We start from the raw sequence: 14102 nt of genomic DNA on the forward strand, positions 1-14102 counted from the left end.
ACTCATAAGAATTCCACCATGACCTTTGCTGACAACCTCCAACAACTCCCCCGCCATCACGCATCTGGCAGCGTTGCATTTGCTCGACGCCACGGGCACTGTCGTGGCCACCATTGAAAACAAACCCGGCAAGTCCGGCGCGCTGGCGGTGTATGCAGCGCTGGCGGCCAAGCATGGTGCCATCAACGTGGCAGCAGCGCAGGAAGGGCTGGAGATGTTTGCCGAGCACACCGACAGCGCACGCGCCCATCCGGGTAGCCACCCCAATATTGACCGGCTGCTGGAAGTGATTGCGTCCGGTACGGGTTACGCTGTTGTGCTGGCCCCAGCGTGATCAATCCGGGGCCTGGTACACCAGCACCTTGAGCGATCGGTCGGGCGACACATCGGCAAACACCGCCGGGTTAGCCACGCGCTCCACAAAGCGCAGCTTGGGGGCGAGTTCTTGCATCTGGTCTTGCAAAAAGGCCATGCCCAGCTCAGGCGCGTTCAGGCACAACAGGGCATGTGCGCCGGGCATCAGCAGGTCGGGCAGGCGGCGCATCAGCCGGGCGTAGTCTTTGGTGGCCACGAAGCTGCCCTTTTGGTAGCTGGGTGGGTCGACGATGACCAGGTCGTACGGGCCGCTGCGGTTGATCTTGCCCCAGGTACTGAAAATGTCATGCGCCAAAAAACTCGCCCCGGTGGTAATGCCGTTCAACTGGTGGTTTTGCTGGCCCACGGTGATGGCGCCGTGGCTCATATCCACGTTGACCACCAGCTTGGCGCCTGCCTGCAACGCCACCACCGAAAAAGCACAGGTATAGGCAAACAGGTTGAGCACGCGAAAGCTCGGGCCACCCGCCGCCACACCCGCCGCCACATGGGTACGCACCCAGCGCCTGCCTTCGGCCATATCCAGAAACAGGCCGTGGTTTTGGCCCTTGAGCAACTGCACGCGAAAGCGGGCGCCATCTTCGGTCACGCTATGCGGTTCGGGCTCGCTGCCTGCCATCAGCCGCGTCTCAACATGGCCCTGGGCGCGGCATTGGAACACCCAGTTCAGCGGTTGGTCAGGCGCCAGAACCTGCCAGCGCTGTGCCAGTGCAGCGCCAAGGGTGGCCAGTTCGTCGTCCGTAGCGGGCAGAAAACTGGTCAGCACAAAAACGGGGGGGAAAGCGTCCAGCGTCCAATGCTCGCAGCCGGGGTACAAGCCGCCACGGCCGTGGAACACACGCTGGGCGTCGGTGGGCAGGCGCATCTGCGAGATGGCATTCAGCAGGGAATTCATATAGAAAATCGGGCTGTAGCCCTCGTCGGATATACGCAATGCGCTATTCAGTTAATAGCGAAACTAGATTTCCAACACCAACTCGGGCGCAAAGGTTTTGTTTTCCACAACGCCTTGCGGGGCATAACCACGCGGGTTGGCCACGATGCGCGTGGCACCAACGTGGTAGTCAAAACCGTCATGCACATGGCCGTGCAACCATAGCCGGGGTTGCCAGCGCAGGATGTGCGCTTCCAGGTCCGAAACAAAACAGGCATTCAGGGGCGAACCCACAAACTGGCTGGCAATGCTGCCGCGCGCCGGTGCGAAGTGGGTCACGACCACAGTGGGCCCATCAAACGGTTCGGCAAAACGCGCTTCCAGCCAGGCGACCGAAGTGTCAAACAGCATTTGCGAGACGGCGGGCGTAAACCGCTCGGGAAAATCGGGTGCCAGGCCGATACGACTGAAATCACGCACAAACTCTTGCGCCTTGTGCAGCCCTTGCTCACGCTGTTCTGGCGAGGTAAATAGCCGGTAGTCGGACCACAGTGTGCAGCCTAAAAACCGCACACCGTCGTGGTGCCATTCGCCGTGCTCCAGTACGCGCACCTGGCTGCCTTGGGCATGGGTGCGCAGTTGGGCCATGGTGGTGACCAGGTCCGAGCCATAGAACTCGTGGTTGCCGGCCACAAACACGGTGGGCTTGTCAAACTGGCGCGCCCAGGACATGGCTTGGGCGGGGCGTTGCAAGTCGCCGGCCAGCACCACCACGTCGGCGTCGGTATACGGCACCTCCATGGGCTGAACAGACAGGTGCAGGTCAGAAAGCAGGGCAATTTTCATGGGATCGTCCAGAGCATAGGTGGTGGCAACGATTTTACGGTTAGCCCTTGCGGGCAACAGCCCACGCCGCCTGCGCCAGCCAGCCCACGGCAACCGCCAACGCCAGCCACACCAGCCACTGGCCCAGCAGCGCCTGGTCGTCCAGCAGGTAAGCGTTGCAAATGCGGGTGGGCGAATCGATATACAACTGCCCCACTACCGCCGTCATCGGTAGCACATTGCCCAGAAAAAAAGCCTGCACCAGCAACCCGGCTGGCCGCCAGGACAAACGCAGCGCACCACCCGCCACCACCAGTACCGCACATTTGGCTGCTTCGATTCCTGGATTTACCAGCGCCAGATCCAGCGCACGGGGCACCATCAGCACCGCCAGCACCAGTGCAGTGGCCAGCAAGCCACTAATGCCATAGGCGTTCCAGCGCGCCAGGGCCTGGCGCAACCGTTGCGGGATACCAGCCGCCAGCAAGGCACCGCCGCACAACAGCAGCGGAAACTGCAGCAACATGTGCCGTGCCATGCTGGCCTCCAATGCATTGCGGGCAGATGGCAGCGCCATAAGCACCAGCAAAATCAGCCCCAGGCCCGCTTGGCGCGGCGGCTTACAAAGTCGGATAAATTCGGTGCGCGTCATGGCAGCTGCCTGCGCGCCAGATCCCGCGCATAGTCCAATGCCAACTGCTGCTCGGTCTGGTCAAAAATCCGCACCAAGCGCCCTCGCCCATCCACCACCAGCAGGGCCGCGTTGTGTTCAAAATCGCCGCGTCCATCGGGCACCACCACCACCTCAAAGCGGCGCAACAATTGTGCGTTTTGCGCACCATCAGCTATCCGCGCAAATTGCCATACCGCTGGATCAGCCTGAAGCCTGCGGGCATAGGCTTGCAATTGGTCAGGCGTGTCGTGCGCACCGTCAAAACTGATCGACAGCAAGCGCACGCGCTTGCCGGCATCTGCCCAAGGTGAGTCGGAGGCACTACCCGGCACGGTGGCACGGTCTTGCAACAAACTGGCCTCCATTTGCTGGAAACTGCTGCCCAGTGATAAACAGACCGTCTGGCAACGGGTGTAGATAAAGTCAACCACAGTCACTGTGCCGGGCGCCGCCAGCCATTGCGCCAGCGGCTGCGGGGTCATGCCTGGGCCGTCCACCACCACGGGCGGGGTGACTACGGGCTGCAGTGCGACTTCCAGCCGACGAGCCCCTTCGGCAGTCCAGACCTGAAAATCGTGCGTGAGCCAAGTCGCAGAGGCGTAGCCGCAGAGTGCCAGCAAGGCACTGAGCAAGGCCGTTCGCAGCATCAGGCACCTCCTTTATGCCGTGCGACGGCACATGCCCGTCAAGCGGGGTTCGGTGGCAACGCTTTGAGCGCAGCACCGCCTTCAAATGGCGTGGTGCGCGTGCTGGACTTGCGCTCCTGCTCGAACAAATCGGGCTTGATCGCCTCGGCCTTGTTGGACCAGTTGCTACGCACATAGCTGGCCACTGCGGCCAGTTCAGCGTCATTCAACTGCTGGAACGACGGCATAGCGCCGCTGTAATCGGTACCCGCCACCGTGATCTTGCCGTTGATGCCGTGCAGCAAAATGTTGGCTACGGTGCGCGCATCTCCCTGCACCCACTCTGAACCATCCAGCGGTGGAAATACGCCCGGTAACCCTTTGCCCGTGGCCTGGTGACAGGCAACACATTGCGCGGCAAACACAGCTTTGCCATCTACCGCAGCACCCGCAGCGACAGGCGCCGGGCCCGACAAATCAGCCAGAGTGCGGCGGTCCCCAAGCTCAGCATTGCCAAAGGGCTCGGAAAGAAAAATATAGACCACCCCAAACAGCACCATGGTCAACGTGACGATGACCGCAGCCAGGGGCACGGGGCGGATGCGCTCCTCAGGTTCTTCGTTTTCGCGTTCCTGCGCAGCGTGGTGGGTTTCGGTTTCTGGGGTCATGGGGGCCTCGCGGGGTTCAGGATGCTGGCGCAGCCGCCGTTGTGGGCGTGGCAGAAGGTGCCGCCGTGGCTGGAGCCGCCTGCACGGCCGGCGGAAGCACCGGATAGGTGTGGTTCAGGCCCTGCAGGTACTTCACCAAGTCCAGCGCCTCCGGTCGCGCTACCACCACTTGTCCAGCCGGCTCCTGTCCCGGCGGGAGTTTCACCACTTCGTCACCCGGCTCCGCGGTGGCCTTAGTCTCGAACAGGTAGGGATACGATGGCATGATCGAACCCGGCACGTAAGCACGCGGCTGGTACAGGTGGCCCAGATGCCAGTCCTTGCTGGACTGGCGCGCGCCGATATTGAACAGGTCCGGCCCAGTGCGCATGCTGCCAAGCAGGTGGGGTTTGTCGTAGTAGTAGTCCCCCGGGACGGATGCACGGCCCCAGCCTCGCTCGGCATCGGGGCCAAAGTTGCGGTCGCGTGGCTGTTGGCTGTGGCAGTACAAACAGCCGTTGGCGATGTACACCTGCCGCCCACGCAGTTCAGCGCTGGTGTAGGGCTTTAGGCCCTCCGGTGGCTTGATGTCGCGCACCTGCATATAGGGCATGACCACCAACGCGGCCGTGGCTACGGCCAGTGCAACGATAGCACCGGCTGCGAGCTTGACTTCATTCTCCATGTGCGAACTCCATTGCCTTGGCGGGTGGCGTAAACAATGCTGCACCAGTGCGCGTGGGCCCAAAGCGCAGCGCCATGGCCAGGAAATGACCCACAAAGACGAGGTGACTGATCACCATCAGCGAACCGCCCACACTGCGCCACTGCAGATAGGGAATCGTCACGGCCACTGAATCCATGAAGGGCCGCGCAGGGTCCAGCATGGCCAGGCCTTGCAGCCAGCCACCGATGGAGAGACCCACAAAGTAAATGCTGATACCAATAACCGCCAACCAGAATTGGAGCGTGATGAGGCGCGGGTACGGCCACTCCCAATTCAACACGCGCGGCATCATGAAATAGATGGCACCAAACAGCACCATGGTGACGAAGGCGTAGGCACCCAGGTGGGCATGCGCCACCGTGAAGTGCGTGAAATGGGCTACCTGATTGATAGAGCGCAGCGCCTCGAACGAGCCCTGCAGCGACGACAGCATGTACATGAAGCCGCCAAACATCATGAAGCGCAGCGTGGGGGAGTAACGCGCCAGGTGCATCCGCCCCCACATGGTACCGGCCATGTTGATGGTGAAGGCCAGCACGGGAATGATCATCATCATGCTTTGTACGATGGACAGCGTGGTCAACCAGCCGGGAATGGGGCCGCCAATCAGGTGGTGGCCACCTACTTGGCCGTAGAAAAAGGCCAGCGTCCAGAAGCCCAGGATGGACAGGTTGTACGAGCGCACCGGTCGGCCAATGATTTTGGGTAAAAAGTAATAGATTGACCCCACGCTGATCGGTGTGAACCATAAGCCCAGCACGTTGTGGCCATACCACCAGTTGGTAGTGGCCTGCTGTACGCCAGTGTGCACGCCAGGCATCTTGGCCACGATAAACAGCAGTGAAATCCACAACAGCCCAGCCACCATGTACCAAACGCTCACATACAGCGATTCGACCTTGCGGTTGACCAGCGTGTACAGAACCGGCCCGATGATGCAGATAAAACCGGCCACGATAAAAATGCCAATCTGCCAGGGAATTTCCAGGTATTCCATGCCGTCGGTCCAACCCGAACCAATGGCGCCGATGGCGCTGGCAATGCCGGTGTTGATGAGCGCGCCGCCCAGCATCACCCACATTGCGCCCACCAGGTGTGTGCGCAGCAGGCGCGGCAGCAGCCAGATGATGACGCCCAAAGCGGCGTTGGTGATCCAGCCGTACAAAACGGCTGTGAGGTGAATGGTGCGAATGCGCCCAAAGGTCTCCCACGCCTCACTGACTAACAGATCGGGCATGTGCAGTTTGAGCGATGCGGTGAGCCCTGCCAGCGAACCGAGTACCAACCAGAAGCAGGCAAAGGAAATGAACATGAATACCGGAAAGGCACTGGAGTGGTCGGCCTCAATGCGGTGCTGCAGTTCGTCCGGGTCGGCTACATGGCCACCTTCACCCTGGGCTGCGGCAGCGGCAGTGGCAGCGACCTGCAAACGGTCTTGTGCCCCGCCTTGCAGCGCTGGGTCATCCACTTTGCCCAGTTCGCCCGGGGCAAAGATGACCGACGCCGCCCGGGGATTCTCGACCAGCAGCCCCTTGCGCATGGACCAGATGAAAATAAACAGACCCATGATCGAAAGCAGGAAAGCTCCGAGCAAACTTAATATTGCGCTGTCCATGGGGTTCTGTTCTTTCGGAAATAGTCAAAAAGATGGATGAACGCCACCACTTTTGCGACAAAGTTTGATCCAAGGCAGTTGCAGGAACGCCCTGCATGTGTCAAGCGCTCACTCAGAAATTTTATGATTCATTTGCAATGAATGTTTAATTCGCCGCAATACCCAGGCAGACAATAGTGTTAACAAATGCCTGTTTAGTGACTTTAGTCACCGACTCATGCGTGCCCTGCGCGCTTAATGCGCACTGTCACCACATCAAGAGGATTCCTGTATGAACCACAAACTATTTGGCTCTTTGTCTGTATTGCAAATGGGCGTTGGCGCACTGCTGTGTCTGGGTTTGAACGCCATGGCCGACGACACAATGTGGGTGCAAGATGCCCGCACGGTTGCTGCATCGGTTCCGCCCAAGTTGCTGAAGGTTCTGAGTGACGAAATCGCCAAGGGTGGCCCCGCATCTGCCGTGAACGTCTGCAACGAAAAAGCCCCGCAAATGGCCAAAGCGGCGTCAGAGCAAACAGGCTGGACCATACGCCGGGTGAGTCTGCGCAACCGTAACCCCAAAGCGGTGCCGGATACGTGGGAGCGGACGACCCTGGAAGAGTTTGACCGCCGCGCCGCAGCGGGAGAGGATGCAAGCAAGCTGGAAAAATATGCCGTAGTGGATAACGCCGGTCGCGCGGAATACCGCTACATGAAGGCCCTGCCCACACAACAACTGTGCCGGTCTTGCCACGGTGCAACCGAGGTCATGGCACCCGACGTTGTCAGCAAAATCCATGCGCTGTACCCCGATGACAAGGCCATGGGCTATGCACTGGGCCAGATACGTGGCGCCATGACGATTCGTAAAGGGCAGCCGTAACTCCCGGCGAGATGAAAACCAAGACAACCTTTAGGAGCAACTCCAAACTATGGTAATTTGATATGATTTGACGCGCGTCAAATCTACAACTCATGGGAGCGCGCTTTCATCGCCGGATGAGAGCGCGTAAATGGTTCTGTTTGACCTCTTTCGTTTTCTTGAGAAATAAAACATGACAAATCCCCCATTTCGCCTGAAGCGGGCAATTGCCCTAAGCCTGACATTTCTCTGTGCCGGATCAGCGGCCCTAGCGGGCGGGACTTACACACAGGCGGGACTACTCACCATACCCGCCGTCAACGTACCTGGCTTGGGGTCGTTCAATGCGCAGTTGACCAATGGGGGAGCCGGAGCCAATTTGCGCCCAGGCATGACCTTTCAGCTTCTCACACTGATACCGTCTGGTACCCCAGTAGAAATTCCTGCTACCTACAGCTTCAGTGACCAAATTGTCGTTTTGCCCGCCGTAGCTGCACCAGCTGCGGATGGAGTGGTCAGTTACTACGATGTCAGGCTGCGCAATGTCAATAGCAGTAACAACACCTTTGTTGTGGAAAGTGTTACAGATACACAGTTAGGGCGCGCTGAAAGCGGTTCAAAAGGAGCAACTGGGGCAACCGGCGCGGCAGGTCCTAGGGGGGCAACTGGCCCCGCCGGAACTCCAGGCCCTGTGGGCCCGCAGGGCATGCAGGGTGTGGCTGGGCCGACAGGCGTTGCCGGTTCAGCAGGACCCACCGGTCCGACAGGCATACAGGGTTTGACTGGCGAAACGGGCATCATGTCAGTACAAGGCGCTTGGAACGCAGGCACGACCTATATCCAAAATCAAGTAGTCTCCTACAACGGCTCTTCTTACGCCAGTCTGGGCAACTCCAATGTGAATCACCAGCCTGATGTGTCGCCTGCCGATTGGGGGATTCTGGCTTCCATGGGTGCTACCGGCTCAACAGGCCCCACGGGAGCAACTGGAGCAACTGGAGCTACTGGAGCTACTGGAGCTACTGGAGCTACTGGCCCATCTGGCGTTACAGGAGCAACTGGTGTTGCCGGCCCAACAGGCGCCGCTGGGGTCACAGGGACAGCCGGTTCAACCGGAAGCACTGGTAGTACAGGTGCAACTGGCCCCACGGGTGCAACAGGAGCAGCCAGCAACGTTGCAGGTCCGACAGGTGCCACAGGCTTAACGGGGACGATGGGTGTTACAGGGGCCGACTGGGGCGACTGGGCCTACCGGAGCCACCGGGGCGATCACATCAATCACCACCGAGAGCGCATTGGGGCCAATTGTCGATGACTACACGACGGTACAAACGGTAACCGCCAGTTGCTCATCCGGCAAGCTGGTGAGTGGCGGATGTAGCACGAATGGAAAATGGGACAATGCAACGATACTGTCCAACTACCCGTCCAGCGCCACTGCCTGGACATGCACTTACCAAGGCGCAATCAGCCCACCGCTTAACGTCCGTTTCACGGCACATGTCATGTGTGCAAATTGAGGCCTGACTGAATTTGGCAGGGCTTGGCTGCCACTAAACGTTAACACTCCATGGCAACGATTTGCCTGAACATGATCGTGCGTGACGAGGCGGCGGTGATTGAACGTTGCCTTGCTTCTGTGCGGCCATACATCGACTCGTGGGTGATCGTGGACACCGGCTCGTTGGACGATACGCCGGCCCGCATTGTCTCAACCATGGCCGGTGTGCCTGGCGAGCTGCACCACCGGGCATGGCGCAACTTTGGCCACAACCGCAGCGAAGCCCTTGCTCTAGCACGGGACAAGGCAGATTACCTGCTGTTCATTGATGCTGACGAAACTTTGGCAGCAAACCCACGCGCGATACTGCCCAAACTGACCGAACCTGCCTACTCGCTAGAGGCACGTTTTGGCGAATTACGTTATGACAGGGTGAGTCTTATAGCCACCCACCTGCCTTGGCGTTGGGAAGGCGTACTGCATGAATACCTGGAGGCAGGCCGAATCGTGCCGCAGCCTCGCCTGGCTGATTTCTGGATCGAAGTGTGGCCAGAAGGTGCGCGCTCCAAAGATCCCCAGAAATTCCAGAAGGACGCTGCGACGCTGGAGGCAGCGCTGCTTCAAGAGCCCCACAACGCCCGCTACGTTTTTTATCTGGCCCAAAGTTACCGTGACGCTGGCCAGTACGCTCTGGCCCGCACCGCCTACGAAAGGCGCGCAGCCATGGGCGGCTGGGATGAAGAGGTGTGGTACGCGCGCTATCAGCTGGCTCGCCTGAGTGAGTTGTTCGAAGTCAACAAGGCGCAAGTGGTTGCTGGCTATTCAAAGGCATATTCATTCCGCCCTTCTCGAGCGGAACCGCTGGTGGCATTGGCGCGTTACTTGCGCTTGCAAAATGACTGCCCGCTAGCCTACATTTTTGCCCAGGCTGCCGTGCAATTGCCACTTTCGGTCGATCGGCTGTTTGTCGAAGTGCCTGCCTACGGCTGGTCTGCCAGGGACGAGCTGGCTCTGGCGGCCTTTTACACCGGGCGCCACGAAGAAGCAAAGCAACTGTGGGTAACTTTGCTGCAGAGTCAGGATTTACCCCAAATTGAACGCTCCCGGGTTGAAAAAAATCTGGGGTATGTCCCCTTGCCGGTATAGCAGTGATGGACTGGAATGCCGCTAACAGCGGCAGGAGTATCCAGACCATTACGGGAACTTTGGTAGGCCGGTTTGCTCTATTCAATGAATGGAACAAACCGTGACCGCCATCTCCGACACCACCCCCCTTCTGCAATCGCTCAAACCCTCACCACGCATGCCGGTGCTGTTTATGGGCCACGGCAGTCCCATGAACGCTTTAGAAGACAATGTCTGGCGCCGCAGCTGGCAAAGCTTGGGCGCCGAACTGCTGGCACGCGAGGCAAAGCCCCAGCTCATCCTGTGCATCTCGGCCCATTGGCTCACGCGGGGCGGCTGGCAGATCACGGGCATGGCACAGCCCAAGACGATTCACGATTTTGGTGGTTTTCCGCAGGAACTGTTTGACCAGCAATACCCGGCACCGGGTTCGCCTGCCGTAGCCGCCAGTCTGGCTCACCAACTGAAATCCCCGGCTACGGGTAATGCATTGGGTGTGGATACCGAAATATGGGGTCTGGACCACGGCACCTGGTCGGTGCTCAAACCCATGTTTCCCCTGGCCCATATCCCGGTGCTGCAACTGAGCATGGATTACAGCCGCCCACCCGCTGAGCATTACGCCCTGGGCCAACAGTTACAGGGTCTGCGCGAGCGCGGCGTGCTGATTGTGGGTAGCGGCAACATTGTGCACAACCTGCGTGCCATGCGTGGTGAAGCGAGCGCCATGCAGGCATACGACTGGGCGCAAGAGTTTGACGCCGTAGTGCAATCGCAAATCGAGACGGGCAACCTCTCGGTCCTGCACAACTTCCAGGCCCTGGGCGCCATGGCCCAACAGGCCCACCCTACCCATGAGCACTACCTGCCCCTGCTCTATTCCGCTGGTGCCGTACACGCCGAAGAGGCGCCGCGTTTCATCTCCACCGGCTTTCAGCTGGCATCCATCTCTATGCGCTCAGTGATGTGGGGATAAGTAAAAGGCGGCCTTTGAGCAAGCCGCTGGGCTTTACCGCTGGAACTCACCAGCCCGCTCAGGCTGGTAAACAATTTCGGTAATTTTGACTTTGAGCAAGCCCCCACCCGGCTTGGGCCATTCAATTTCGTCCCCTTGGGACAGCCCAAGCAGCGCACTGCCAACCGGGGCCAAAATGGAAATAGTCTTCCCGCTTGAATCCACATCTTTGGGATATACCAAGGTGAGTTCAAATTCGTTTTTCGTCGATTCGACCGTAAATTTCACTGTCGAATTCATGGTCACAATCGTCGGAGGAATTTCTGTGGGGTCGACCACATTGGCCCGGCCCAGCTCGGCTTCCAGTTCATCTTTGCCGGCAAAGCTGTTTGCGGGCAAGGACTCAATCAGGGTGTACAACCGGTCCTGATCCAACGAAGAGATGGTGATTTCGGGTCTGGTGTTCTTATCCACGGCTAAAAACCTTCACAAAAAAAGAGCGCATAGGCGCGCTCATTTGGCCAATGTACTCCAATCCGCAAAGTCCCCGAGGACTTTGCCAGATTGAAGCCTCACTCAGCTAAAGCTGAACTCCCCTGGGGCCAAAATTGTGTTCACCCCTACACTGATCACTGATTTGGGCGGGAACTTGCCCTCGAGCAACAACTTGGACAGCGGATTCTCAATGCGCTGCTGAATGGCGCGCTTCAGAGGCCGCGCACCAAACACCGGATCAAAACCGACTTTAGCCAGTTCAGCCACTGCCGCATCGCTGACCTGCAGCGTCAGATCCATTTTGGCCAAGCGTTGTGTCAGCACCTCCAACTGGATCTTGGCAATCGACGCAATGTTGGCCGCATCCAGCGAATGGAATACCACGGTCTCATCGATGCGGTTCAAAAACTCGGGGCGGAAATGATTTTTCAGCTCGCCGGTTACAGCGTCTTTCACGTCTTCGTAGTCTTGCCCCACCATGCTCTGGATCAGGTGGCTGCCGATGTTGCTGGTCATCACGATCACGGTGTTTTTGAAGTCCACAGTGCGGCCCTGGCCGTCAGTCAGGCGGCCATCATCCAGCACCTGCAAGAGCACGTTGAACACATCCGGGTGCGCCTTTTCCACCTCATCGAGCAACAGAACGGCGTAGGGCTTACGGCGCACCGCTTCGGTCAAGTAGCCGCCTTCTTCATAGCCCACGTAGCCGGGGGGTGCGCCAATCAGGCGGGCCACGGAATGCTTCTCCATAAACTCGCTCATATCGACACGAATCAGGTGGTCTTCACTGTCGAACATAAAGCCCGCCAGCGCCTTGCACAATTCGGTCTTGCCAACACCCGTAGGGCCCAGGAACAGGAAAGAGCCGGTGGGGCGATTGGGGTCAGACAGGCCCGAGCGCGAGCGGCGGATGGCGTTGGCAACGGCAGCAATCGCCTCATCTTGCCCCACCACGCGCTGGTGCAGTTTGTCTTCCATTTGCAGCAGTTTGTCTTTTTCACCCTGCATCATCTTGGCCACCGGAATACCGGTAGCGCGGCTCACCACCTCGGCAATTTCGTCCGCGCCCACCATCGTGCGCAGCAACTGTGCGCGGCCACCATCTTTGGCGCTTTGGGCTTTACCAGCCTCAGCCGCCTGGGCATCGGTCAGGCGCTTTTCCAACTCCGGCAGCTTGCCATACTGCAACTCGCCAGCATGGTTGAAGTCGCCCTTCTCCGTCAATTCCTTGATCTGAAAACGAACCTTCTCCACCTCCTGCATGATGGTCTTGGAACCCTGAGCCTGGGCCTTTTCGCTCTTCCACAGCTCATCCAGGTCAGCAATTTCTTTTTGCAGCGCGGTGATCTCTTCGTTGATGAGTTCCAGGCGCTTTTGCGAGGCCTCGTCCTTTTCGCGTTTTACCGCTTCACGCTCAATCTGCAGCTGAATCAAGCGGCGATCTTTTTTGTCCATCAGCTCGGGCTTGGAGTCCAGCTCGATCTTGATCTTGGAAGCGGCCTCATCGATCAGGTCAATCGCCTTGTCGGGAAGGAATCGGTCGGTAATGTAGCGGTTGGACAACTCAGCCGCAGCCACGATGGCCGGGTCGGTGATCTGCACGCCGTGGTGCACCTCGTAGCGTTCTTTCAGGCCGCGCAAGATGGCAATGGTGGCCTCCACCGTGGGCTCACCCACCAGAATTTTCTGGAAGCGGCGCTCCAGTGCGGCGTCTTTTTCGATGTACTTGCGGTATTCATCCAGCGTGGTGGCGCCCACGCAGTGCAACTCGCCGCGCGCCAAAGCGGGCTTGAGCATGTTGCCAGCGTCCATGGCGCCCTCGCCCTTGCCGGCGCCCACCATGGTGTGCAACTCGTCGATAAAGACAATCGTCTGGCCCTCATCTTTGGCCAGATCTTTGAGCACACTCTTCAGGCGCTCTTCAAACTCACCACGAAACTTGGCACCCGCCACGAGGGCAGCCATATCCAGACTCAGCACGCGCTTGCCTTTGAGAGAGTCGGGGACCTCGCCCGCCACGATGCGCTGTGCCAGTCCTTCCACAATCGCGGTCTTGCCCACACCAGGCTCACCAATCAACACGGGGTTGTTTTTGGTACGACGTTGCAACACCTGGATGGCGCGGCGAATCTCGTCGTCGCGGCCAATCACCGGGTCGAGCTTGCCCATGCGGGCGCGTTCGGTCAGGTCAATGCAGTATTTTTTGAGCGACTCGCGCTGGTCTTCAGCGTCGGCACTGTCCACATTCTGGCCGCCGCGTACCGCGTCAATAGCGGCCTCCAGGCTTTTGCGGGTAAGGCCGCTGGAGCGGACCAGGTTGCCAATGTCGGCTTTGCTGTCGGCAAGCGCCAGCAGGAACAACTCGCTGGCCACAAACTGGTCACCGCGTTTGATGGACTCTTTCTCTGCCGCCTGCAGTAGCACGCCCATATCGCGGTCCACGCCAATCTGGTCCTGCCCTTGAACCTCGGGCTGCTTCTTCACATAGGCCTCGGCCGCCATCAGCAACTGCGGCACATTGACGCCAGCACGCTGCAGCAATGCCTTGGGGCCGTCGTCCTGGCGCAGCATGGCCACCAGCACATGCGCGGGGGTGATGTAGGCGTGGTCCTGGGTCAGGGCCAATGTCTGGGCCTCGCCTAGGGCTTCCTGGAATTTGGTGGTGAGTTTCTCAATCCGCATAAAAATCCTCCGGTTGGAACAGACTTAGGGCTCTTCCCCACAATTTCAAGGGGTATTGCCACACGGCGTTTTGACTAAAATCAAAACATGGACATACGCCAACTCTCCGTTCGCTACCAGAAGGACCAGGACCGCATC

At 59.1% G+C, this 14102-nt stretch carries 13 protein-coding genes and 1 pseudogene; 5 read left to right on the forward strand and 9 right to left on the reverse strand.

Annotated features, from left to right (window positions below; all coding sequences use genetic code 11):
* Positions 1-18: 18 nt before the first annotated feature.
* Positions 19-334, forward strand: a pseudogene (locus tag IPI80_RS13545) (DUF2322 family protein).
* On the opposite strand, the gene IPI80_RS13550 reads toward IPI80_RS13545, so the two are convergent.
* The 7 genes from IPI80_RS13550 to IPI80_RS13580 all read right to left on the reverse strand — a co-directional run bounded on the left by IPI80_RS13550 (position 335) and on the right by IPI80_RS13580 (position 6362).
* The gene (locus tag IPI80_RS13550; RefSeq protein WP_413861152.1) at positions 335-1270 is read right to left on the reverse strand and encodes a class I SAM-dependent methyltransferase; all 936 of its coding nucleotides are present in this window, start codon (positions 1268-1270) and stop codon (positions 335-337) included.
* Positions 1271-1333: 63 nt separating this feature from the next.
* Positions 1334-2095, reverse strand: a complete 762-nt coding sequence (locus IPI80_RS13555; RefSeq protein ID WP_413860936.1) for a metallophosphoesterase — start codon at positions 2093-2095, stop codon at positions 1334-1336.
* Between the two features lie 40 nt (positions 2096-2135).
* On the reverse strand, positions 2136-2726 hold the full coding sequence (locus IPI80_RS13560; protein ID WP_413860938.1) for a hypothetical protein: 591 nt from the start codon (positions 2724-2726) through the stop codon (positions 2136-2138).
* On the reverse strand, positions 2723-3394 hold the full coding sequence (locus tag IPI80_RS13565; protein ID WP_413860940.1) for an SCO family protein: 672 nt from the start codon (positions 3392-3394) through the stop codon (positions 2723-2725). The genes IPI80_RS13560 and IPI80_RS13565 overlap by 4 nt, the downstream gene beginning before the upstream one ends.
* A gap of 38 nt (positions 3395-3432) precedes the next feature.
* Positions 3433-4041: a c-type cytochrome gene (locus tag IPI80_RS13570; RefSeq protein ID WP_413860942.1), complete on the reverse strand. Its 609-nt coding sequence runs from the start codon at positions 4039-4041 to the stop codon at positions 3433-3435.
* A gap of 16 nt (positions 4042-4057) precedes the next feature.
* Positions 4058-4705 (reverse strand): cbb3-type cytochrome c oxidase subunit II, encoded by a 648-nt coding sequence (locus tag IPI80_RS13575; protein ID WP_413860944.1) that lies wholly within the window; start codon positions 4703-4705, stop codon positions 4058-4060.
* Entirely contained in the window at positions 4695-6362 is a 1668-nt protein-coding gene (locus IPI80_RS13580) for a cbb3-type cytochrome c oxidase subunit I (protein WP_413860946.1), read from the reverse strand. Before IPI80_RS13580 ends, IPI80_RS13575 begins: the two co-directional genes overlap by 11 nt.
* Before the next feature lie 271 nt (positions 6363-6633).
* Here IPI80_RS13580 and IPI80_RS13585 point away from each other — a divergent pair, with 271 nt between their 5' ends.
* The 4 genes from IPI80_RS13585 to ygiD all read left to right on the forward strand — a co-directional run bounded on the left by IPI80_RS13585 (position 6634) and on the right by ygiD (position 10808).
* Positions 6634-7227: a DUF3365 domain-containing protein gene (locus tag IPI80_RS13585; protein WP_413860948.1), complete on the forward strand. Its 594-nt coding sequence runs from the start codon at positions 6634-6636 to the stop codon at positions 7225-7227.
* 893 nt (positions 7228-8120) lie between these two features.
* On the forward strand, positions 8121-8411 hold the full coding sequence (locus tag IPI80_RS13590; RefSeq protein ID WP_413860950.1) for a hypothetical protein: 291 nt from the start codon (positions 8121-8123) through the stop codon (positions 8409-8411).
* Positions 8412-8776: 365 nt separating this feature from the next.
* The gene (locus tag IPI80_RS13595; RefSeq protein WP_413860952.1) at positions 8777-9853 is read left to right on the forward strand and encodes a glycosyltransferase; all 1077 of its coding nucleotides are present in this window, start codon (positions 8777-8779) and stop codon (positions 9851-9853) included.
* A gap of 88 nt (positions 9854-9941) precedes the next feature.
* Positions 9942-10808 (forward strand): 4,5-DOPA dioxygenase extradiol, encoded by an 867-nt coding sequence (gene ygiD / locus IPI80_RS13600; protein WP_413860954.1) that lies wholly within the window; start codon positions 9942-9944, stop codon positions 10806-10808.
* A 33-nt stretch (positions 10809-10841) separates the two neighbouring features.
* On the opposite strand, the gene rnk is transcribed toward ygiD, so the two are convergent.
* Positions 10842-11261: a nucleoside diphosphate kinase regulator gene (gene rnk, locus IPI80_RS13605; RefSeq protein ID WP_413860956.1), complete on the reverse strand. Its 420-nt coding sequence runs from the start codon at positions 11259-11261 to the stop codon at positions 10842-10844.
* Between the two features lie 102 nt (positions 11262-11363).
* Complete coding sequence (gene clpB, locus IPI80_RS13610) at positions 11364-13964, reverse strand: ATP-dependent chaperone ClpB (protein ID WP_413860958.1); 2601 nt, start codon at positions 13962-13964, stop codon at positions 11364-11366.
* Positions 13965-14102: the final 138 nt, after the last annotated feature.

It is taken from the genome of Candidatus Aalborgicola defluviihabitans, from assembly GCF_016705985.1.
Classification (GTDB): Bacteria; Pseudomonadota; Gammaproteobacteria; order Burkholderiales; family Burkholderiaceae_C; genus Allorhodoferax; species Allorhodoferax defluviihabitans.

Excerpts from the sequence above, each read along its gene's own strand:
- IPI80_RS13560 (WP_413860938.1), bottom strand. The coding sequence starts at position 2,726 with ATGACGCGCACCGAATTTATCCGACTTTGTAAGCCGCCGCGCCAAGCG.
- IPI80_RS13575 (WP_413860944.1), bottom strand. The coding sequence starts at position 4,705 with ATGGAGAATGAAGTCAAGCTCGCAGCCGGTGCTATCGTTGCACTGGCC.
- IPI80_RS13585 (WP_413860948.1), top strand. The coding sequence starts at position 6,634 with ATGAACCACAAACTATTTGGCTCTTTGTCTGTATTGCAAATGGGCGTT.
- IPI80_RS13580 (WP_413860946.1), bottom strand. The coding sequence starts at position 6,362 with ATGGACAGCGCAATATTAAGTTTGCTCGGAGCTTTCCTGCTTTCGATC.
- IPI80_RS13570 (WP_413860942.1), bottom strand. The coding sequence starts at position 4,041 with ATGACCCCAGAAACCGAAACCCACCACGCTGCGCAGGAACGCGAAAAC.
- IPI80_RS13565 (WP_413860940.1), bottom strand. The coding sequence starts at position 3,394 with ATGCTGCGAACGGCCTTGCTCAGTGCCTTGCTGGCACTCTGCGGCTAC.
- ygiD (WP_413860954.1), top strand. The coding sequence starts at position 9,942 with ATGGAACAAACCGTGACCGCCATCTCCGACACCACCCCCCTTCTGCAA.
- IPI80_RS13590 (WP_413860950.1), top strand. The coding sequence starts at position 8,121 with ATGTGTCGCCTGCCGATTGGGGGATTCTGGCTTCCATGGGTGCTACCG.
- IPI80_RS13555 (WP_413860936.1), bottom strand. The coding sequence starts at position 2,095 with ATGAAAATTGCCCTGCTTTCTGACCTGCACCTGTCTGTTCAGCCCATG.
- IPI80_RS13550 (WP_413861152.1), bottom strand. The coding sequence starts at position 1,270 with ATGAATTCCCTGCTGAATGCCATCTCGCAGATGCGCCTGCCCACCGAC.
- clpB (WP_413860958.1), bottom strand. The coding sequence starts at position 13,964 with ATGCGGATTGAGAAACTCACCACCAAATTCCAGGAAGCCCTAGGCGAG.
- IPI80_RS13595 (WP_413860952.1), top strand. The coding sequence starts at position 8,777 with ATGGCAACGATTTGCCTGAACATGATCGTGCGTGACGAGGCGGCGGTG.